The sequence below is a fragment of the Marilutibacter maris genome (genome assembly GCF_003233695.1).
GTDB lineage: Bacteria > Pseudomonadota > Gammaproteobacteria > Xanthomonadales > Xanthomonadaceae > Marilutibacter > Marilutibacter maris.
In genome coordinates this window covers 561793-583008 of record NZ_CP029843.1, presented here as the reverse complement: position 1 = coordinate 583008, position 21216 = coordinate 561793, and the positions used below count along the sequence as shown (strand labels likewise).

General features: G+C 68.0%; 14 protein-coding genes. 6 read left to right on the top strand and 8 right to left on the bottom strand.

The window, feature by feature from the left end; translation table 11 throughout:
• Positions 1 to 92: 92 nt before the first annotated feature.
• The 7 genes from C9I47_RS17415 to C9I47_RS02525 all read right to left on the bottom strand — a co-directional run bounded on the left by C9I47_RS17415 (position 93) and on the right by C9I47_RS02525 (position 12679).
• Positions 93 to 572 (bottom strand): hypothetical protein, encoded by a 480-nt coding sequence (locus tag C9I47_RS17415; RefSeq protein WP_145985405.1) that lies wholly within the window; start codon positions 570 to 572, stop codon positions 93 to 95.
• The gene (locus C9I47_RS02550; protein ID WP_111265348.1) at positions 517 to 3765 is read right to left on the bottom strand and encodes a polymorphic toxin type 47 domain-containing protein; all 3249 of its coding nucleotides are present in this window, start codon (positions 3763 to 3765) and stop codon (positions 517 to 519) included. Before C9I47_RS02550 ends, C9I47_RS17415 begins: the two co-directional genes overlap by 56 nt.
• Positions 3762 to 7229, bottom strand: a complete 3468-nt coding sequence (locus C9I47_RS02545) for a fibronectin type III domain-containing protein (RefSeq protein ID WP_111265347.1) — start codon at positions 7227 to 7229, stop codon at positions 3762 to 3764. Before C9I47_RS02545 ends, C9I47_RS02550 begins: the two co-directional genes overlap by 4 nt.
• A 434-nt stretch (positions 7230 to 7663) precedes the next feature.
• On the bottom strand, positions 7664 to 9847 hold the full coding sequence (locus C9I47_RS02540) for a prolyl oligopeptidase family serine peptidase (RefSeq protein ID WP_223250246.1): 2184 nt from the start codon (positions 9845 to 9847) through the stop codon (positions 7664 to 7666).
• A gap of 129 nt (positions 9848 to 9976) precedes the next feature.
• Complete coding sequence (locus tag C9I47_RS02535) at positions 9977 to 10330, bottom strand: hypothetical protein (protein WP_223250245.1); 354 nt, start codon at positions 10328 to 10330, stop codon at positions 9977 to 9979.
• A 411-nt stretch (positions 10331 to 10741) separates the two neighbouring features.
• Complete coding sequence (locus C9I47_RS02530) at positions 10742 to 11692, bottom strand: patatin-like phospholipase family protein (protein WP_111265346.1); 951 nt, start codon at positions 11690 to 11692, stop codon at positions 10742 to 10744.
• Positions 11693 to 11713: 21 nt separating this feature from the next.
• Positions 11714 to 12679: a helix-turn-helix transcriptional regulator gene (locus C9I47_RS02525; protein ID WP_111265345.1), complete on the bottom strand. Its 966-nt coding sequence runs from the start codon at positions 12677 to 12679 to the stop codon at positions 11714 to 11716.
• Between the two features lie 111 nt (positions 12680 to 12790).
• Here C9I47_RS02525 and C9I47_RS02520 point away from each other — a divergent pair, with 111 nt between their 5' ends.
• The 6 genes from C9I47_RS02520 (at position 12791) to C9I47_RS02495 (ending at position 19377) form a co-directional block, all read left to right on the top strand.
• A complete protein-coding gene (locus C9I47_RS02520) occupies positions 12791 to 15697 on the top strand; it encodes a molybdopterin oxidoreductase family protein (RefSeq protein ID WP_111265344.1) in 2907 nt (968 codons plus the stop codon).
• On the top strand, positions 15694 to 15930 hold the full coding sequence (locus tag C9I47_RS17810; RefSeq protein WP_111265343.1) for a hypothetical protein: 237 nt from the start codon (positions 15694 to 15696) through the stop codon (positions 15928 to 15930). Before C9I47_RS02520 ends, C9I47_RS17810 begins: the two co-directional genes overlap by 4 nt.
• Entirely contained in the window at positions 15927 to 16667 is a 741-nt protein-coding gene (locus C9I47_RS17805) for a 4Fe-4S dicluster domain-containing protein (RefSeq protein WP_111265342.1), read from the top strand. The genes C9I47_RS17810 and C9I47_RS17805 overlap by 4 nt, the downstream gene beginning before the upstream one ends.
• 136 nt (positions 16668 to 16803) lie before the next feature.
• Positions 16804 to 17736 (top strand): dimethyl sulfoxide reductase anchor subunit family protein, encoded by a 933-nt coding sequence (locus C9I47_RS02505; RefSeq protein WP_111265341.1) that lies wholly within the window; start codon positions 16804 to 16806, stop codon positions 17734 to 17736.
• Positions 17737 to 17875: 139 nt separating this feature from the next.
• The gene (locus C9I47_RS02500; RefSeq protein ID WP_111265340.1) at positions 17876 to 18598 is read left to right on the top strand and encodes a DUF481 domain-containing protein; all 723 of its coding nucleotides are present in this window, start codon (positions 17876 to 17878) and stop codon (positions 18596 to 18598) included.
• Between the two features lie 125 nt (positions 18599 to 18723).
• On the top strand, positions 18724 to 19377 hold the full coding sequence (locus C9I47_RS02495) for a DUF481 domain-containing protein (RefSeq protein ID WP_111265339.1): 654 nt from the start codon (positions 18724 to 18726) through the stop codon (positions 19375 to 19377).
• Positions 19378 to 20138: 761 nt separating this feature from the next.
• On the opposite strand, the gene hemC is transcribed toward C9I47_RS02495, so the two are convergent.
• On the bottom strand, positions 20139 to 21065 hold the full coding sequence (gene hemC, locus C9I47_RS02490; protein WP_111265338.1) for a hydroxymethylbilane synthase: 927 nt from the start codon (positions 21063 to 21065) through the stop codon (positions 20139 to 20141).
• Positions 21066 to 21216: the final 151 nt, after the last annotated feature.

Genomic DNA, 21216 nt, shown 5'->3' with positions numbered 1-21216 from the left:
CCCGTGTTTTGCCGCATCTCATGCATTGGACGATCATCCGGCTTGCGAGGCCATGGAGCGGCATCACACCTTCATTGCGATCGCCACCCTCACTAACTTATTGAAATATAAATTTCATTATCATGCGTATCAAAAACAACGCAATCAGAGTTCAAGTCAGACACGAAATATTCACATAGCGGGATGTCAGAAATAAAATCAATGACATCCGCTTTTTTAATCTCATAAACACTCCACGGGTACGGATCATCATCCGTAATCACTAAGTAAACCCAATCGCCACTCATTGCACCAACAGAGGCAGCAACACAACTCAACCCAGAAACTGAATCACCGTAACATAAAGATTCATAATTCGTCTTTATGCTCGACCACCAATATACCTTACTCGCGTCCGAAACGTGTCGAGAGGAGACCCTAAACAAAACACTATCAGCCTCATCTTGAGAAAGCACATGCACACCGTACTTCTCAAGCACACCACCAGGTAGATTTCTCATATATAGAAAATTCCCACTATTGATCTTTCCTGTCCGGCCTTGATGGATGGCGATCGCCGGAATAAGGCTCATTACCTCGCTGCGCACCACCACTCCCTCTTTTTCCAGCTGACTGCCAGCTTATGTGTTGCGTACCATGATGGGGGCCGGGGCTTTGATGTGGTCCATCGTAGCCAACTTTTGCTCCTCCAGGCCCCTTGAACTCAACCACCGTCCCTGTTACTTCATCAACCTTTGAGAACTGCACGACGGAAGGATCTGTCATTCCAGCGTTTTCAAAAGATGTACGCCTTGCTGCGTCAAAGTCAGGAATCGACCTAGAAGCACTCGCAACGCCTTGCACTGCATTTGAAACTCCCTTTACCAATCCTTTCGCAGCATCGCCAACAATCGGAACTGCACCAATTGCCGCGCTAGCAATATTAACTGCGCTAGGGTCCTGAATTGCGCCTACAACACCCTTAACATCCCCGACAACTGGTATTTGATCTACTGCAGTAGTGCTGGAGGCACTGACCGCAGCCATCTCTGCGCGTCTAACCTCAGAAATACTCCGACCGGCACGCTCAGCCATTGCTGCAGTAGCTCGGAGGTCGGCCGCCTGTCGCCCATCAGGATCGGTGAACGCATAGGGGTTGTTGTTCCCATACCGATACCGATTGAACTGCCCGACCGGGCTGTCATAAGGCGTCACCGGGTCCGCTGACAGGAACCTTCCGACATCGTCGTCATAGTAGCGCTGCTGGGCGTAGACCAGGCCGGTGGCGGCGTCGAACACGTGGCCGGTGTAGCCGGGGCCGTCCTGCGGGGTCGGGGTCAGCTGCTTGCCGTAGGGTTCGTACTCGCGGCGTTCCAGCTCGGTGCGGTTGGCGTCGGTGATCACCACCGGGCTGCCCAGCGCGTCGGTGTGCTGGTACTTGACCGACACCGCCCCGGTGGCGGTGACCTTGTCGCGCACCGCCACCAGACTGCCGCCCAGATGGACGTACACGTGCTGCGTGCCCTTGCGCAGGTCGCTGGCGTAAGCCAACTGCCCCGACTGGCTGTACAGGCTGTACTTGCTGCCGCTGGTGACGTCGCGCACGCGCCGGCCCAGGCCGTCGTAGACATAGCCGCTGGCGGTCACGCCATTGCCGCCGGCGCTGCGCAGGCGGTTGCCGTAGTCGAAGTCGAAGATGGCGCCGTTCTTGTTCTCCAGATTCCCCTGCTCGTCGTACTCCAGGCCGACCACGGTCGTGCCGCTGCAGCTGCCGGTCTTGATATTGGTCAACTGCCAGTCGCTGTCGTAGCAGTAGTGATGGTTACGCGCGCCCGCGCCGCCACTGATGTCGACCCGGGTCAGGTTGTCCAGCACGTCATAGGCATAAGTCGCGGTGCCGAACATCGGCGAGGTCGTGCCGGTCAGGCGGTCCAGCCCGTCGTAGACCATGTCGCGGTTGCCGCGCTGGCCGGTGCCGGTCGCGCCGTCGGTGATCGCGGCGACATTGCCGTTGGCGTCGTAGTCGTAGCTGTCGGCCAGGAACGCGGTGCCGCCATAGGCATCGGTACTGGTGTCCGGCAGGCCCCGCGCGTTCTGGGTCAGGGTGTGAACGATGCCGTTGCCGTAGGTGAACTGCTTGATCGCGCCGTTCGGGAAGTAGCTGACGTTGCTGGCATAGCTGCCGGCCTGCGTCGGCTGGCCCAGCGCATTGGGTGCGTAGTCGACGCTGGTGCCGTCCGGGTACACCTGGCTGGCCAGATGGCCGTTGGCGTTGTAGTTGTAGCCCAGGGTCCAATCGACGCTGCCCCACTGCATCCGCTCCTGCACCGGCAGGCGACGCTTGTTGTAGGCGTAGCTGGTGGTGACGATCTTGCCGGTGCCGCCGTCGTTGTTGACGGTGATGGTCTCCGGCAGGCCGTCCGCGGTGTAGGTGTGGGTGGTGTTGCCGCGGCCGTCGGGGAAGCTCAGCGACACGATCCGGTTGCGCAGGTCGTAGCCGCGATCGGCCCGGCGCGCCGCCACGTCCGCGGCGGTCAGGCAACCTGTTGCGGACGAGTTGTACCCCGCCGCCGACCAGGCCAGGTTGCCGGCCGCGTCGTAGCCCATGAAGGTGTCGCCGGTTTCCGGCTCCCGGACCCGACACAACTGTTGCTCGGCGTTGTAGAAGTACTCGCGGTCGATCGCGACGGTGCCGCCGGTCAGGCTGACGCTGTTGCTGCGGCGGATCCGGGTCGGCTTGCCGAAGTCGTCGCGCACGATATGGGTATTGGCGCTCTCCGGATGCCGGATCGCCACCGGAGTGTCCATGCCGGGCTGATCGAAGTTCTGATGCCAGGTCCGGGTGATCTGGCCACGCGGGTTGACGACCTTGCTGTAATCGCCATCGGTGTTGTTGCCGTACCAGGTGGTGGTGACCAGCGGCGCGCCCAGCTCCGAGTCCTGTTCGACCCGCACCGGGCGCCCCAGCACGTCGTATTCGGTGTAGGTGCCGACCGCCGTGTTGTAGAGCGCGCTGGGATACGAAGCGAACACGGTTCGACCGTCATGGTCGTAGGCGAAGCGGGTGAAGCGCTTGGTCGCATCGTAATTGCCCAGATGATGCTCCAGCACCAGCAACGGCCGCCACAGGCCGTCGTAGTACGTGGTCTTCTGGCCGCTTCCCGTCTTGACGATCTGGCGCCAGTGGCCGGCGGGGATTCCGACCTCGCTCACATCGATCTGCTCGAAGGCCTGGGTCGTCGGTGCCCATGCCGACGTATCGCAGACGCCCGCCGCGCTCTCCGACGGATAGGTCACCCTGATCAGGCGACCCATCACATCGAACAAGTAGCAGGTCTTGTTGCCGTTGGCGTCGGTGACCGAGGCGAGGGTGCCATCGTTGTTGACCACCGCGCTCTGGCTCGTGCCGTCGGCATAGTTGATGCTCTGCGGAATGCCGCGCTTCCAGCCGCCGACGGTCGTGGTGTGGCCAGCCCCGTCTTTTACGTAAGCAACGGTGCCGTCGGCGGTGTTGTAGCCGATCTCCTGCACCAGCCGCCCGAAGCTGTGCTGCTTCACCGGCAGGTTGTTCCAGCCGTACTCGGTCTCCGATATCACCCGGCCGGTCTCGACATCGGTCACCGTTTCGACCTGGCCCATCACCCAGGCGCTGGCGTCGTCGTGATAGACGATCACCTCGGTCTTGTCGTAGTCCTCGGCCAATGCCGAGCCGGGGAGCAGGACCGCCCCCATCGCCAGCAGTGCCGAGAGGATCGCCGGCCGCAGCCCGTCCATGCGCGCGCTCATTGGCCTTCTCCTTCGCTGGACGACTGTTCGAACTGCGGCGACACCGGGTCGACGCTCAGCGGCTCGCCGCCGCCCCCACCACCGCCGATGTCGACGACCCGTACCTTGCGGGTCGCCGAGAACGGTCCGCAGCCGCCGACGTTGCAGGCACGCACCCGGTAGGTGTGCTCGCTGTCGAAGCGATGGCTCTCGGTCTTGTAGGTGGCCGAGCCGTTGTAGATGGTTTCCCAGGTCGTACCGGCGCTGTTGCCGCGCTGCAACTCATAGCTCGTCGCGGTGCCGACCGTGGTCCAGCTGACGGTGAACTGCTCGTTGGTGTCGACGCTGACCGGTGCCGACAGGGTCGGCGCCGAAGCCGGCGGATGGGTCACCACCGTGGTATCGATCGCCGAATAGCCGCTACAACCGCTGGCGTTGCAGGCGCGCGCGCGGTATCCGTAGCTGCCGTTGGTCAGGCCCGAGACCGCCTTGCTGGTGCCGGTGCCGGCATGGATCTGGCTCCAGCTGCCGCTGTCCTTGCGCTGCTCCAGGCGATACTCGCTGGCGGTGCTCACACCGGTCCAGGTCACGGTGTAGGCGCCGTTGTTGTCGCTGGACGGCGCGGTCACCGTCGGCGCGGAGGCCGGCGGCAGCAGCACGACCGTCGAATCGGTCGAGGAATAGCTGCCGCAGCCGCCGCTGTTGCAAGCGCGCACCCGGTAGTCGTAAGTCCCGTTGCCCAGCCCGGACACCGCCTTGCTGGTCGCGGTGCCGCTGTAGATCTGGGACCAGCTGCCGCTGTCCTTGCGCTGCTCCAGACGATAGTCGGCAGCGGTGCTCACGCTGGTCCAGCTGACGGTAAAGGCGCCGTCGTTGTCGCTGCTCGGCGCGGTCACCGTCGGCGTGCCGGCCGGCGGCAACAGCACCACGGTGGTGTCGATCGCCGAATACGCGCTGCAGCCACCGACGTTGCAGGCGCGGACGCGGTAGTCGTAGCTGCCGTTGGTCAGCCCCGATACCGCCTTGCTGGTCGCGGGACCGAGGTGGACCTGGCTCCAGCTGCCGCCGTCCTTGCGCTGGTCCAGACGGTACTCGGTGGTCGAGGTCACGCTGGTCCAGGTCACGGTGTAGGCGCCATTGCCGTCGCTCGCCGGTGCGGTCACCACCGGCGCGCTGGCCGGCGGATGGGTCACCACCGTGGTATCGGTCGCCGAGTAGCCGGTGCAGCCGGCCGTGTTGCAGGCGCGGACACGATAGTCGTAGCTACCGTCGCCGAGGCCGGACACGGCCTTGCTGGTCGCGGGGCCTAGATGGACCTGGCTCCAGCTGCCGCCGTCCTTGCGCTGGTCCAGACGGTACTCGGTGGTCTCGGCCACGCTGGTCCAGCTCACCGTGTAGGCGCCGTTGTTGTCGCTGGCCGGCGCGGTCACCACCGGCGGCGAAGCCGGCGGCAGGGTGACCTGGGTGGTCTTCGTCGCGCTGTAGGCGCTGCAGCCGGCCTCGTTGCAGGCGCGGACGCGGTAGGCATAGCTCCCGCTGCCCTGGCCGGAGGCCGACCAAGTCGTGGCCGAGCTGTCCTGCACCGTGCTCCAGCTGCCGGCGCCCACCCGCATTTCCAGCGGATAGCGGGTCGCCTCGCCAACGCTGGTCCAGCTCAGTCCGTAGGTGCCGGTGGTGCTGCTCGCCGGCGCGGTCAGGGCCGGTGCCGCGGCCGGCGGATCGACGTGGAAGCCGCCGGTCGCGAAGCTGCGCCTGCGCACCCGCAACGGGCGCGCGAACTGATCGAACTGCTCGACCTCGTTGATGTAGCGCGACCCCTCGCGGACGGTCTCGCGGCGCTTCTGCGGGCGCAGGTACTCGCTGGTGAAACCGTTGCCGCGCAACTGCGGGCTGGTCCCGATCGGGGTCGGGTACGGCTGCCCCGACTGCGCCAGTTCGTATTCGATGCGCTCGGTATGGCGCGGGGTCGATCCCGAACCCTTCTGCAACCGCAGCATCTTGCCTTCGTTGTAGCGGTAGCTGTTGCCGAAGGTGTAGCGGGTCCAGCTGCCGTCCGGCGCGGTCACCGTCGTCACCTTGGTGCCGGCGCAACTGTCGTCGGTGCATACCGGCGCTTCGCAGCCGTCCTGGTCCTGGCAGATCGGATACCCACCGCCGCTGGGCGGATTGAACCAGGAGATGCTGCTTCCGTACTCGTAGGCCCAGGCCATGGTCGCCAGACCCGGGCCGCTGACCTGCTTGGCGGTCAGCGAATAGGCATCCCAGTTGATCGGATAGAAGGCGACATCGTCATTCGGACTGTTGATCGGGAGGGTGAAGTTCTCGCACTGCGCCGGCACATTGGAGCGGCCGTGCCGGTGCGGTGTCACCGTGAACTCGCCACGCGCGCCCGAAGGATGCTCGATGGCGCCAAGGACGGACGACTTGTAGAGAATATCGCCAGGATTGAAGCAGCTCCTGTAGATGTCCTCGGCCTGCTGGCTGACGTTGTACCCAAAGCCGGCCGCAGTGAAATCGGCGAAATCGATCGACCAGCGGCTGCCGTCGGGCAGTACGACACCGGTCAGCGTGCTCTTCCCGGTGCCGACCGAGGCGTACTCGTACTGCCAACTGCGGGTGCCGTCATTGACGGTACTGACATGGCCGTCGCCGTTGTAGCCCAGGGTGATCGTGCGACCGTCGCTGGAGCTGATCGTGGTCAGCCGGCCGCGCGCATTGTAGGCATTGGTGTAGGTATAGCTGACCGAGTTGCCGAAGCGGTCCTCGACCCGGGTCGCGTACAGCACGTTCCGGCGCCGCGGCAGCCCTCCTTCAAGCTGCGCCTCATGGTACTGGGCCATCCAGTCGAACCAGTAGCGGGTGCCGTCGGCGGTCATCGCCAGGAAGCCCTCGCCGCTGCCGTTCTTGATCGTTGTCAGGCAGCTGAACCAGGTCTGGCCATCGGTGGTCCAGCGCCAGGGCCCGCCGGTCGCCGGCCCCGGCGTGGCGGCACTGGCCAGCAGCATCTCGCCACCGCCGGGCAGACTGGCCTGGTTGCCCTGCCAGTAGTCCTTGGCATAGAAGTACTTGCCACTGACCTGCACCGTCGGCGGCTGCGCCGAGCCGCTGCAGCGCGCATCGTGCCAGGCGGTCGCGAACACGCCGCTGATCTTCGGCACGTCCAGGTCCCAGTCGGCGAACGGCAGGTCGTAGCCGTCGACATCGATCCGGCTGGGGACATGGTTCTCGACGCTGTAGCGGCGCCCCACCGCGACCGCCAGGCCGTTGTTGCCGGGCAGGCCGACATCGGTGGCCGAGAACGACAGGCTGCCGGTGTAGAGATCGACGTTGTCGCCGAACAGGTCAGGGCCCAGCGAGGTGATCGCCGAACTCTTGTCGATCAGCTTGTCGTACTCCTCCCAGGGCGCCTTGGCTTGATCCTGCGCAGAAACCCCTCCAACGACCGCCAACAGCATGGCGGCCAACGTCCACTGCCCGATCTTCATTCAGCTTTTCCTTCCGTTGCAGCCGCGACCGGCCGCACTCCCTAGAATCCCGACCCGCTCCAGTTCAAGCGGAAAATGTGATGCACGTCATACCATCCTGCCCGCCAGTCATACAAGCCGTGATTTCCCCCACATCGCGAAAATCGAAGCGACACAGTCGGAAAACACGCAGGTGAATCACGGACACGAGGCGCCCAAAGGACGCGAATGCGACAGGTCAACGATGCCGCACATGTCTCTCAGGGGTTGAGATCAGAGGGCGCCCACTGTCCTTTTCGCGTCGCCGCGACGGAGGCGGACAGCCACAGTTGGTATCGCGTCCAACATCATCGCTGCCGCTCCCCAAAACAAAAACGGCGGAGCTTTCGCCCCGCCGTTCGCGGCCGCCCGGAGGCGGGTGATCGGTGCCGTGCAGGCCCCGTCGCCGATCGCGCCTACTCGGCCAGTTGCTCCCACAGGAAGGTGTAGGCCAGCGCCGACATGTGCGCGGCCTGGGCGTTGTTGGCCGCGCCGCCGTGGCCACCCTCGATGTTTTCGTAGTAGCGCACGTCCTTGTCGGCGTCGCGCATCTGCGCCGCCATCTTGCGGGCATGGCCCGGGTGCACGCGGTCGTCGCGGGTCGAGGTCATGAAGATCGTCGGCGGATACTCGCGCCCCGGGTCGAACAAGTGGTACGGCGAGAAGGTCTGGATGAAGGCCCACTCCTCGGGCTTGTCCGGGTCGCCGTATTCGGCCATCCACGAGGCGCCGGCGAGCAGCTTGTGGTAGCGCTGCATGTCCAGCAGCGGGACCTGCACCACGATCGCGCCGAACAGCTCCGGATACTGGGTCAGCATGTTGCCGGTCAGCAGGCCGCCGTTGCTGCCGCCCTGGGCGCCGAGGTGCGCGGGCGAGGTGATCCTGCGCGCGACCAGGTCCTTGGCGACCGCGGCGAAGTCCTCGTAGGCCTTGTGGCGGTTGGCCTTGAGCGCGGCCTGGTGCCAGCGCGGACCGTACTCGCCGCCGCCGCGGATATTGGCGACCGCGTACACGCCGCCCTTCTCCAGCCAGCCCTTGCCGACCGCGGCCGAATAGCCCGGGGTCAGCGAGATCTCGAAGCCGCCGTAGCCGTACAGCAGGGTCGGCGCCTTGCCGTCGTAGGCCAGGCCTTCCGGACGGACCAGGAAGTACGGCACCCGGGTGCCGTCCTCGCTGGTCGCGAAGTGCTGCTCGATCACCTTGCCGGAGGCGTCGAAGAACGCCGGCATCGACTTCAGCGCCTCCGGCTGCTCGCCGATGTCGGCCATGTACAGGGTGGTCGGGGTCAGATAGTCGGCGACCGTCATCCACACCGCGTCGCTGTCGTCCGGATCGACCGCGCCGACGCTGATCGTGCCGAAGTCCGGCGCACCGGTGAACTCGCTGCGCTTCCACTCGCCCTCGCCCGGGGTCAGCACGCTGAGCCGGCTCTTGACGTCGTCGAGCACGTTCAGGACCAGGTGATCGCGGGTCCAGGTATAGCTGGCCAGCGAGGTGCTCTCGCTGGGGGTGAACAGCGCGGTGAACTCGCGCTTGCCGGCCATGAAGTCGTCGAAGTTGGCGGCGATCAGGCTGCCGGCCGGGTATTCGTGGCCGCCGGCGCTGTAGGGCTCGCGCAGCTCCAGCATCAGCCACTGCTTGTGCACGTTCTTGTTGACCGAGTTCGGCACGTCGATCTTGCTCAGCGCACCGTCGTCGCCGCGGACGTACAGCTCGTCGTTGTAGAAGGCCAGGGTGCGGCTGACGAAGTCGCGCTCGAAGCCCGGGGTGTCGTCGTGGATGGCGGCGATGTACATGTCGTCGGCGCGGCCTTCATAGACCACCTCGGCCTCGGACATCTCGGTGCCGCGCTTCCAGCGCTTGACGATGCGCGGGTAACCGGACTCGGTCATGCTGCCGTCGCCGAAGTCGGTGTAGACGTAGACGGTGTCGCGGTCGATCCAGTCCAGCCCGCCCTTGGCCTCGGGACGGAAGAAGCCGTCCTCGACGAAGGCCTTGCGGGTCATGTCGAATTCGCGGGTGACGTCGGCATCGGCGCCGCCGCGCGACAGCGCGATCAGGCAGCGCTGGTAGTCCGGACGCAGGCACTGCGCGCCGTGCCAGACCCAGTTTTCGCCCTCGGCCTCGTTGAGCGCGTCCAGGTCGAGCACGGTCTCCCACTGCGGCTTGTCCTTGCGGTACTCGGCCAGGCTGGTGCGACGCCACAGGCCGCGCTCGTGCTGCTTGTCCTTCCAGAAGTTGTAGTAGTGGTCGCCGATCTTCTGCACGCCGGGAATCTTGGCGTCGGAATCGAGAATGGTGCGGACATCCGACTCCAGCGACTTGAAACCGGGCGTGGCGGCCAGCTCGGCCTCGGTCCTGGCGTTCTCGCTGCGGACCCAGTCCAGCGGCTTGTCGCCGGTCACGTCCTCGAGCCACTGGTAACGATCGTTCAATGCAGCCTCCTCGGCATGGGCAACGCCCGCGGTCGCGGCAAGACTGGTCGCGACGAGACCGACGGTGGCTAGGCTGACGGCGGCGAAACTGGTGGACACCAGAACGGCCTGGCAGGCCCGGCTCAGGGTCGACAGCGTGCGCCGGGGCATGGACAGCTGGGGCATGGGCGTTCCCGTTGGATGATGTGGATACAAACCCGGAACGCTATCACAGGCCCGCACCCGACCCGCCCTGCCCCAAGTCACGCCGGTGGAGCCAGAGTCGGCACAGCCCGGGGCGGCCCGTGCTCGTATTCAGGCCGCCGTGCGTAGACCGCCGACCGGCGCCCGCGGGCGGACCCGCCGACGCGCCTGCGGCAGGCGCCGCCGCAGCGGCCGCGACGGCCGCCGCTCGGCATCATCGACGGCCCGCCCCGGCAATCTGAACCGATGCGCGGCCCACCAGGCGATCAAGGGCATGCCCAGCAGCCACAGCGGCAGCCAACCCAACTGCGGATGCACGCCGCGCGCCTCGGGGACAAGGATCAACAACACCGCGCCGATCGCGACGACGGCGCGCAGCACCTCGTCGAGCACAGGGTGCGGTGGCGGGCGCTCGCCCGCGGACGTGGACAGGACGGGGGAACGGTGGGCATGGACGGTGTTCATGACGGGCTCCTTTGCTGTGGAGCCACTGTCGCCGCTCGCCATCTCAGCGGCTAAGACAGGGCGAGGACGCCGCTCACGCACGACGAAACAGTTCCTACGGCAGGAAAGCATGGCCCAGCCCCCTGAGTCAGGGGGCGATTCGCATCGCAGATGCGAATGGGGGTATGGAAGCGCAACGGCGGGGCCCAAGGTTTGCGCAGCAAACTTTGGGAGATATCCGCGCGTAGCCGGATATCGTTCCCCCCTGAGTGAGGGGGGCGATTCGCGCGCAGCGCGAATGGGGGTGTGGCGGCGCAACGGCGGGGCCCAAGGTTTGCGAAGCAAACTTTGGGGGTTCCCGGGCGCAGCCCGGGGATCGCGGCTCACGCCGCTCCTACGGGGTCTCCAGGGAGGCAGTTGCGATGGCGGCGATCAATAGCCGGCCAGGTCGAGCGCCTTGTCGGCCTCGCGGTGGCCCAGTTCGATCAGCTCGGCGGCGCGCCAGAACTCGTAGAACTGACAGGCATCGCGCGGTATCCGGATCACCAGCTCGGGCGGGTCCAGCGCCAGCTGCACGCGCGCGATCTGCGCCTGCATGGTGTCCAGCGAGCGCGCCATCAGCTCGCTGAAGCCCATGCCCGGCAAACCTTCCACGGCCAGCGCCGGATCGGCCTCGCCATCGCGGTCGCGGTGCAGCCAGCGATCGATGCGACGGCGCCAGGCCGAGCGCGGTTCCGCTGCGGCCACGTCGGCCAGGTCCGGGGCCCCGTCGTCCGCCTCCGCCGGCGTCCCCGGCGGGCGCTCGGGCCAGCCGTGCATGTCGACCGCGATCAGGCGCTGCGCATCGGACAACCGGCTGGCGGCGATCGGCAGCGGCGCCAGCAGGCCACCGTCGACCAGGTCGCGGCCGTGCAGGCGATGCGGAGTAAACACGCCGGGGATCGCGATCGAGGCGCGCACCGCGTCCCACAGGTCGCCCTCGCGCAGCCATACCTCGCGCTGACGCACCAGGTCGACCGCGACCGCGGTGTAGTCGATCGGCAGGTCCTCGATCCGCGGCGAACCGGTCAACTCGCGCAGCGCCGCCATCAACCGGTCGCCCTCGAACAGCGCCGCACGTCCCAGCGCCGGATCCAGCAGGCGCAGCATCTGCGCGCGGCTCAGGCCCAGCAGCCAGTCGCGATAGGTATCCAGTTGCCCGGCGGCGAACAGCCCGCCGACCAGGGCGCCGGCCGAGGAACCGGCCACCGCCACGATCTTCAGGCCACGCGCCTGCAGGGCCTGGATCACCCCGATCTGGGCCAGCCCGCGCGCACCGCCGGCGCCGAGCACCAGGGCGACGCGCTCGTGGCGGCGGATCCGGGGCGGGTCGGAGGTCATCATGATGGGAACCGTGCGATCGCCTCAGTCGTACTGGCTCAGCGCCAGCGACAGCAGCGCGCGCGCCTGCTCGCGCAGCACCGGCGGCTCCACGATCTGGGCGTCGCTGCCGTAGTGCAGCACGTCCATCAGCAGCTCGCGGCCGTTGCTGTAGGGCAGCTTCAGCTCGTAGCGGCCATCCGGCAGGAACCGGCCCTGCTGCTGCGAGTGCCAGTGTTCGTCGGCGACCCAGCGCGCGGCCTTGGCGTTGAACACGATCGTCGCCCAGCCGCGCGGGGTGCCGGAGAAAATGCCGTAGCTCGATGCCAGCTGACGGTCCAGCTCCTCCTCGGGCACGTCGGTCGCATCGGCCTCGCCCAGCCTGGCCGCGGTGATGCGGTCGACCGCGAAACTGCGCAGCGCGTCGCGTGCATGGTCCCAGGCGTCGAGATACCAGTTGTCGCGGTAGTGGGTCAGCCGCTGCGGCGAGACCGTGCGACGGGTGCTCTCGTCGGTGGAGCGCGCCCGGTACTCGAAATCCAGCCGCTTGCGGTCGAGCACGGCGGTGGCGACGGTGCGGAACGCGTGTTCGTCGAGCTTGCGGATGCGATGCGGCACCACCCGCACCCGCTCCATCGGCACCCGGCGGCCGCCGGCGTGCTCGTCGAGCAGCTTCTCGATGCGCTGCTGCAGCGGCGCCAGCGCGTTCGACAGCACACCGCCGCCGCTGCGCATCAGCAACTGCTGCGCGGCCAGCAGCGAATGCAGCTCCTGCGAACTCAGCCACAGGCCCGGCAGCTCGAAGCGGTCCTTCTCGTCGGCGTCGTAGCTGAAGCCGGCCTCGCCGTTGCCGACCACCGGCGCCATCAGGAAGTCGCGCAGGTAGGCCAGGTCGCGGTAGGCGGTGGCGCGCGAGCACTCCAGTTCCTCCATCAACCGCTGCACCGTGACCGGGTAGCGGGCGCTGGAGAGGATGCGGTGCAGGGCGTGGATGCGTTCGATGCGTTCCATGGCGGGCCGGCCGGGATCGGAGGGACGGGGTGCCTAGCATGGCATCGTCGCGCGGTCGTATGCCATCGCCCATGTCTCGCCAAGCCGGAATCGCGGGCGCACAATACCGCCATGCCCGGTTCCAGCCCGCTCGGCCCGTCCGAGCCCGCCATCGACCTGTCGCCGACGCCCGGCGAGGAGGTCAAGACCACGACCTGCTACATGTGCGCCTGCCGCTGCGGCATCAAGGTGTGGCTGCAGGACGGGCGCATCCGCTACATCCAGGGCAATCCCGACCACCCGGTCAACCAGGGCGTGCTGTGCGCCAAGGGCTCGGCCGGGATCATGCAGCACTACTCGCCGGCGCGGCTGGACAAGCCGTTGCTGCGGGTGGGCGAGCGCGGCAGCGGCGAGTTCCGCGAGATCGAGTGGGACGAGGCGCTGGAGATCGCGACCGCCTGGCTGGCGCCGATCCGCGAACGCAACCCCGATGAGCTGGCCTTCTTCACCGGCCGCGACCAGAGCCAGGCCCTGACCGGCTGGTGGGCGCAGCAGTTCGGCACGGTCAACTACGCCGCCCATGGCGGTTTCTGCTCGGTCAACATGGCCGCCGGCGGGCTGTACACGCTCGGCGGCAGTTTCTGGGAGTTCGGCGAGCCGGACTGGGAACACACCCGCTACCTGATGCTGTGGGGCGTGGCCGAGGACCACGACTCCAATCCGATCAAGCTCGGCCTGGCCAGGGTCAAGGCCAACGGCGCCAAGATCGTCGCGGTGAACCCGGTGCGCAGCGGCTATGGCGCGATCGCCGACGAGTGGATCGGCATCCGCCCCGGCACCGACGGCCTGTTCGCGTTCGCCCTGATCCACGAACTGCTCAAGGCCGACCGCATCGACCTCGACTACCTGGTCCGCTACGCCAATGCGCACTGGCTGGTGATCCGCAATCCCGGCGGCGCCGACGACGGGCTGTTCGCGCGCGATGCCGAGGGCCGACCGCTGTGCTGGGACCGCGACGCCGGACAGGCGGTCGATGCCGGCGCCACCGGCATCTCGCCGGCGGTGGTCGGCGAGTACGCGCTGGACGACGGCCGCCGCACGGTGCCGGTCTTCCACCTGGTCGCCGAGCGCTACCTCGACCCGCAGTACGCGCCCGACGCGGTCGCCGAGCGCTGCGGCGTGCCGGCGGCGACGATCCACCGGATCGCCCGCGAACTGGCCGACGCCGCCTTCGAGCAGACGATCCGATTGCCGATCGCCTGGACCGACGCCTGGGGCCGCGAGCACGCGGAGATGGTCGGGCGCCCGGTGGCCATGCATGCGATGCGCGGGATCAGCGCGCACAGCAACGGCTTCCATACCTGTCGCGCCCTGCACCTGCTGCAGATGCTGCTGGGCGCGGTCGACAGCCCCGGCTCGTTCCGCTACCAGCCGCCGTTCCCGAAACCGATCGCGCCGCCGAACCGCCCCGGCAAGGCGCGCAACGACGACGGCGTGCTCGACGCCGCGCCGCTGGGCTTCGTGCACGGCCCGGAGGACCTGGTGGTCGATGCCGACGGCCAACCGCGCCGCATCGACCACGCCTATTCCTGGGCCTACCCGCTGTCCGCGCACGGGATGATGCACACCGTCATCCGCAATGCCTGGGCCGGCGACCCGTACCGGATCGACACCCTGCTGATGTTCATGGCCAACATGGGCTGGAACTCGGCGATGAACACCGCCGAGACGATCGGCTGGCTGACCGACAAGGACGATGACGGCGACTACCGCATCCCGCGGATCATCTACAGCGATGCCTACGCCTCGGAGATGGTCGCCTACGCCGACCTGGTGCTGCCGGATACGACCTACCTGGAGCGCTTCGACGCGATCAGCCTGCTCGACCGGCCGATCTCCGACGCCGACGGCGCCAGCGACGCGATCCGCCACCCGGTGCTGGACCCGGCCCGGCAGGGCATGCGTGCCGATGGAAAGCCGCGCGACGTGCGCGGCTTCCAGTCGGTGCTGATCGAACTGGGCGCACGCCTGGGCCTGCCCGGCCTGGTCAACGAGGACGGCTCGCCGCGTTATCGCGACTACGCCGACTACATCGTCCGTCATGAGCGCGCGCCCGGGGTCGGTCTGCTCGCCGGCTGGCGCGGCGGCGACGGCGAACTGGAGGCCAAGGGCCCACCGAATCCGCGGCAATTGCAGCGCTACATCGACAACGGCGGCTTCTGGCGCAGCGAGGTTCCCGAGCATGCGCGCTACTTCAAGATGGCCAACCGCGGCTACCTGGACTGGGCGCAGCGGATGGGTTTCATCGGCCACGCCGAACCGATCGTATTGCAGCTGTATTCGGAGACCCTGCAGAAGTTCCGCCTCGCCGCGCAGGGCCACGGCGCGCAGCAGCCGCCGGCCGCGCATCGCGAACGGGTCGCGACCTATTTCGATCCGCTGCCGATCTGGTACGAACCCTTCGAGGGCGAGCAGATCGCCGATGCCGCGCAACGCTATCCGCTCAGCGCGGTGACCCAGCGGCCGATGTTCATGTACCACGCCTGGGGTTCGCAGAACGCCTGGCTGCGCCAGATCACCGCGCGCAACTACCTGTACCTGCATCCGGACACCGGCGCGCGCCACGGCATCGCCGACGAGGACTGGATCACCGTCGCCTCGCATCACGGCGAGATCACCGTGCAGGCGAAGTTCGCCGCCAACGTGCAGCCGGACACGGTCTGGACCTGGAACGCGATCGGCAAGCGCCGTGGCGCCTGGCGCCTGGACAAGGAGGCGCCGGAGGGCCGCAAGGGCTTCCTGCTCAACCACCTGATCTCCGACATCACCCCGAAGGGCGATTACGCCAACGCCGACCCGGTCACCGGCCAAGCGGCCTGGTTCGACCTGCGGGTGCGGATCGCGCCGGCGGCCACCGGCGGCGAGAGTGCGCCGCAGTTCGAGCCGCTGTCACTGGGCGCGGCCGACGACGCACCGCTGCGCTATGGCGCCGACTTCCGCCACGCGCGCCGCGGCGGACACGAAGAGGAAAACGCATGACCGCACCCGCGTCTCCCCGCCGCCTCGCCGGCCTGCTGTGCCTGGTCCTGGGCTTCGCCCTGGTGGTGCTGCTCGGCCTGGGCCTGATCGGGCCCGGCAGCGACGGCGCGCCGCCGGCGTCGCTGGGCGCCGCCTTTGCCGGCCTGGTGCCGTTCCTGCTGGCCGCGCTGGGCGCCTTCGTGATCGGCCTGGTGTTGCTGCGCGGTGGCGCCTCGCGAGGACGGGACAAGTGACCGCGCTGCCGCCGCCGTCGAAGAAGAAGCTCGGCCTGGTCATCGACCTGGACACCTGCGTCGGCTGTCACGCCTGCGCGGTCAGTTGCAAGGAATGGAACGCCGGCGGCTTCGCCGCGCCGCTGACCGACGAGCAGCCCTACGGCAAGGAGCCGTCGGGGGTGTGGTTCAACCGCGTGCACAGCTACGAGGTCGCCGCCACCGACGCACAGCCGGCGATGACCCTGCACTTCCCGCGCTCGTGCCTGCACTGCGAGCAGCCGGCCTGCGTGACGGTGTGCCCGACCGGCGCCAGCTACAAGCGCGCCGAGGACGGCATCGTCCTGGTCGACGAGGACAAGTGCATCGGTTGCAAGCTGTGCTCCTGGGCCTGCCCGTACGGCGCCCGCGAGTACAGCGAGGTCGAGGGGGTGATGAAGAAGTGCACGCTGTGCATCGACCGCATCTACAACCAGAACCTCGACGAGCGCGAGCGCCAGCCCGCCTGCGTGCAGGCCTGCCCGAGCCGCGCCCGCCACTTCGGCGACCTCGCCGATCCCGACTCCGCGGTCTCGAAGCTGGTCGCCGAACGCGGCGGTGTCGACCTGATGCCCGAGCTGGGCTACAAGCCGACCAACAAATACCTGCCGCCACGTCCGCGCCGCGCCGGCCAGGACGCCGCCGCGGCCGATGAGCCCCTCGACACCGCCGCGTTGCCACCGGTGCTGCGCTGGCTGGACCGGATGCTGTCGCGGTGAATGGCATGGCCCCCTTCGTCTCGTTCGTCCACCGCCATTCCTGGCGCAACTGCGCCGGCTCCGGAGTGCCCGGGGCTGGCGTCCTGCCTGCCCGTCCGTGCGGCCCGCGCGGCAATGCCGCGCAAGCGAGGGCCGCATGAACCCCGCCCTCTCGGTCATCTTCTTCACCACCCTGTCCGGCGCCGGCTACGGTCTGCTGGCCTGGACCGGGATGGCGGTGCTGCTGGGACGGCTGCCGAACGCGGCGGCGGCGATCGCCATCGCGATCGGCCTGGCCCTGGCCAGCGTCGGCCTGCTCAGCTCAACCTTCCACCTCGGCAAACCGCTGCGGGCCTGGCGCGCGTTCTCGCAGTGGCGGACCTCGTGGCTGTCGCGCGAGGGCGTGATGGCGGTGCTGACCTACCTGCCCGGCGTCGCGATGATCGCGCTGGCGCTTTCCGGCAACGGCGGCACCGCGGCGGCGTGGCCGGCGGCGGCGCTGGTGCTGTTGGCGCTGCTGACGGTGGCCTGCACGGCGATGATCTACGCCTCGCTGAAGCCGATCCCGGCCTGGGGGCACCGGCTGGTGATGCCGGTCTATCTGCTGTTCGCCGCACAATCGGGGCTGGCGCTCGCGCTGGCGATGGGCGGAACGATGGGCGGGAGCGGCAGCGCAACCAGCGACCCGCGCGCGATCGTCGCGGTGGCCGCACTCGGGCTGCTGCTGGCGGCGGCCAAGTGGCGCTACTGGCACGACATCGACCGTGGCACACCGGCGGCCGATTCCGGCAGCGCGGTCGGCCTGCCCGGCCGCGAGATCGGCGTGTTCGAACGTCCGCACACCGAAGCCAACTACATCACCCGCGAGATGGGCTTCGTGCTCGCGCGCCGGCACGCCACGCGACTGCGGCGCATCGCGGTGATGCTGTTCGCCGGCCTGCCGCTGCTGCTGGCGGTGGCCGCGCTGGCCTGGCCGGCCGCGCAGGCGCCGGCCGCGATCCTGATCGCACTCGCGGTGCTGCTCGGCGCCTTCGTCGAGCGCTGGCTGTTCTTCGCCGAGGCCCGCCACGCGGTGATGGCCTATTACTGACAACGCGCGTTAACCGCATTTGGCGTCCATTCGGCGAAGTTGCCCGCCAGTTGCTTAGAATAGCGCCCTCGATGGCCGGCCTCCGCCGGCCATTGCTTTTGTCCATTCCAGGCCTGCCCTGCCGCGATCCGGAGCCCCCATGCCCAAGCATCTGTTGACCCTCGGCCTGCTGGCCGCCCTCCCCCTGTCCGCGCTCGCCGAGACGTCGGCCGACGCCGCGCCGGTCTGGAGCGGCACCGGCGAACTCGGCCTGGCCGTGAGCAAGGGCAATACCGACAGCGAGACCCTGGTCGGCAAGCTGGCGATGGGTTACGAGGACGCCACCTGGCGCCACGCGCTCGGTGCCTCGTTCCTGTACGGCCGCAGCGACGACGTCGAGAACGCCTACCGCTACGAGTTCTTCGCCGACAGCGGCTACAACATCAACGACCACAGCTACCTGTTCGGCTCGATCCGCAACGAGCGCGACCACTTCGCCTCCAACGAATACCAGTGGACCGCGGCGCTGGGCTACGGCTACGAGGCGATCGAATCGGAAACCACCCGGCTGAGCTTCGAGATCGGCCCCGGCTACCGCTGGGCCAAGCTGCAGGGCGTGCGCATCCACAACAACGAGGCGATCGTCCGCGGCACGATGGACTTCTCGCACCAGTTCACCGCGACCACCTCGCTGCACGACGCGCTGCTGGTCGAGGCCGGCGGCGACAACACCTTCATCCGCAACGACATCGGCCTGAAGGTGAAGATGACCGAGGCGCTGGCGCTGAAGGCCGGACTGGAGACCCGCCACAACACCGACGTGCTGCCGGGCACCAAGAAGACCGACACCCTGACCACGATCAACGTCGCCTACGACTTCTGAGCGTGCGGCCCGGGTAACCGCGCCCGGCCAGCTGAACCCCGGTCGCCGGAAATGGGGTCCGGGGTTCACCCGTCATCCTGAATTGGCATAATCGGGATACCGTTCACTGTTCTCCCCCTACGCCGATGTCCGCCGTGCTGGGGCTGGCGCTGTTCAGCCCGTTCCTCACCTTGCCGAGCCCGGTCCTGGGCGAGCCCGCCGTGATCGAGCAGACCCTCGATCAGGCGCGCCGCCGTGGCAGCTGCCTGTCGCTGCGCTGCAACGACGCGGAATGGCGGTTGGCCAGCGACGGCCGACTGCACGGACGCGCAACCGACTGGCGCAGCGCCGCGCCGGGACTGCGCTCGCAACGCCGCTGGGTGCGGCTGTCGGCACCGGCGCGGGCGCGCGAGCACCGCGACAACTATTCCAACCGCTGGCGCATCGGCACCCTCTACGGGGTCCAGCTGATGCGCGACGGGCCGGTCCAGCTCGGCGTCGAGTTCGGCGCCGGTTACCGGCTGGCGCCGCGTTCGGACGACGGCATCGGCCAGCCCGGACCGGTGTTCCGCGGCGCGATCGACTTCGGCCGCGAGTTCGGCGAGCGCACCCGGCTGTCGCAACACGTGATGTTCGAGACCGGCAACGGCCAGGCCTTCGTCAAGCAGTCGCTGGGGCTGGACATCGACCTGTGGCCGGAGTGGACGCTGGAAACCGACTACGTGATCCGCCACCGCACCTACGGCGCCAGCGGCAGCGAGACCGCCGAGAGCTGGCTCGGCATCCGTCGCCGGTTCTAGGCGCGATTCCGGAGGCGCAGGCGCGACGTGAGTCGCGAGGCCTTCCGCCAAGAACCGATCGCGGCTTACGCCGCTCCTACGGGGGAACGATATCCGGCTGCGCCCGGATATCTCCCAAAGTTTGCTGCGCAAACCCTGGGCCCCGCCGTCGCGCCTCCATACCCCCATTCGCGCCGATGGCGCGAATCGCCCCCTGACTCAGGGGGGAACGCTATCCGGCTGCGCCCGGATATCTCCCAAAGTTTGCTGCGCAAACCTTGGGCCCCGCCGTTGCGTCTCCACACCCCCATTCGTGCCTGCGGCACGAATCGCCCCCTGACTCAGGGGGGAACGCTATCCGGCTGCGCCCGGATATCTCCCAAAGTTTGCTATGCAAACCTTGGGCCCCGCCGTTGCGTCTCCATACCCCCATTCGTGCCTGCGGCACAAATCGCCCCCTGACTCAGGGGGCTGGGCTCATGGGTAGACAAACGCTCTTCGTAGGAGCGGCGTGAGCCGCGATGGGCCTTCCCGATAGAAGTTGATCGCGGCTTGCGCCGCGCCTGCGGGGGAACGATATCCGGCTGCGCCCGGATATCTCCCAAAGTTTGCTGCGCAAACCTTGGGCCCCGCCGTCGCGCCTCCATACCCCCATTCGCGCCGATGGCGCGAATCGCCCCCTGACTCAGGGGGCTGGGCCATGCTGCACCGCATCTTGTAGGAGCGGCGTAAGCCGCGATGAGGCTTTCCCGACAGACTCAATCGCTCCTGCGATCAAGGGATCACAAGTGGGCGTCGATCAGCGCGCGCGCGCCCTGCGCGAGCAGGCGTTCGGCGACCTGGACGCCCAGCGCCCGTGCCGCGTCCACGCCGTCCACCACGGTCTGCGCGGACGCCCGCACCGCATGGCCGTTGCCGGCATCGCCGACCAGGCCGTCCAGGGCCAGATCGCTTCCGTCCAGGCGCGCCAGCGCCGCCACCGGCACATGGCAGCTGCCGTGCAGGGCACGGTTCATCGCCCGCTCGGCCTCGACGCAGATCCGGGTCGGCGCGTGCTCCAGCGCCGCGCAGGCCGCCTGCACCGCGTCGTCGTCGTTGCGGCATTCGATCGCGATCGCGCCCTGCGCCGGCGCCGGCAACCACACCGGCGCGAGCAAGCGCGCGCGGATGCGCGCGTCCAGGCCGAGCCGCTGCAGGCCGGCGCAGGCCAGCACGATCGCGTCGTACTCGCCCGCATCCAGCTTGGCCAGGCGGGTGTTGACGTTGCCGCGCAGGTCGCGCAGCTGCAGGTCCGGGCGCAGCGCGCGCAGCTGCGCCTGCCGCCGCAGCGACGAGGTCCCGACCACCGCACCCGGCGGCAGTGCGTCGATGGTCCCGAAGCGCGGGCTGACGAAGGCGTCGGCGGGATCGGCGCGCTCCAGCACCGCCGGCAGCGCGAAACCCGGCTCCAGTTCCATCGGCACGTCCTTCAGCGAATGCACCGCGCAGTCGGCTTCGCCGCGCTGCATCGCCACCTCCAGTTCCTTCAGGAACAGGCCCTTGCCGCCGATCGCGGCCAGTGAACGGTCGAGCACCTGATCGCCACGGGTACTCATCGGCACCAGTTCGACGGTCAGTCCGGGGTGGGCGGCACGCAGGCGGGCGGCGACGTGTTCGCTCTGCCAGAGGGCGAGCGGGCTCTTGCGGGTGGCGATACGCAGGGTCTTCATCCGCGTAATTATCGCCCAGCCGGCGAGCGCGGCGGAAAACCCGGCCCCGTACGCTCGCGATGCCCCCGGCCGGCGGCCACCGGAGGCCGCTCAACGGCCTCCGGCATGCGCGCGGCCGAGGCCGCCGCGATCAGTAACCCTTCTCGAAATT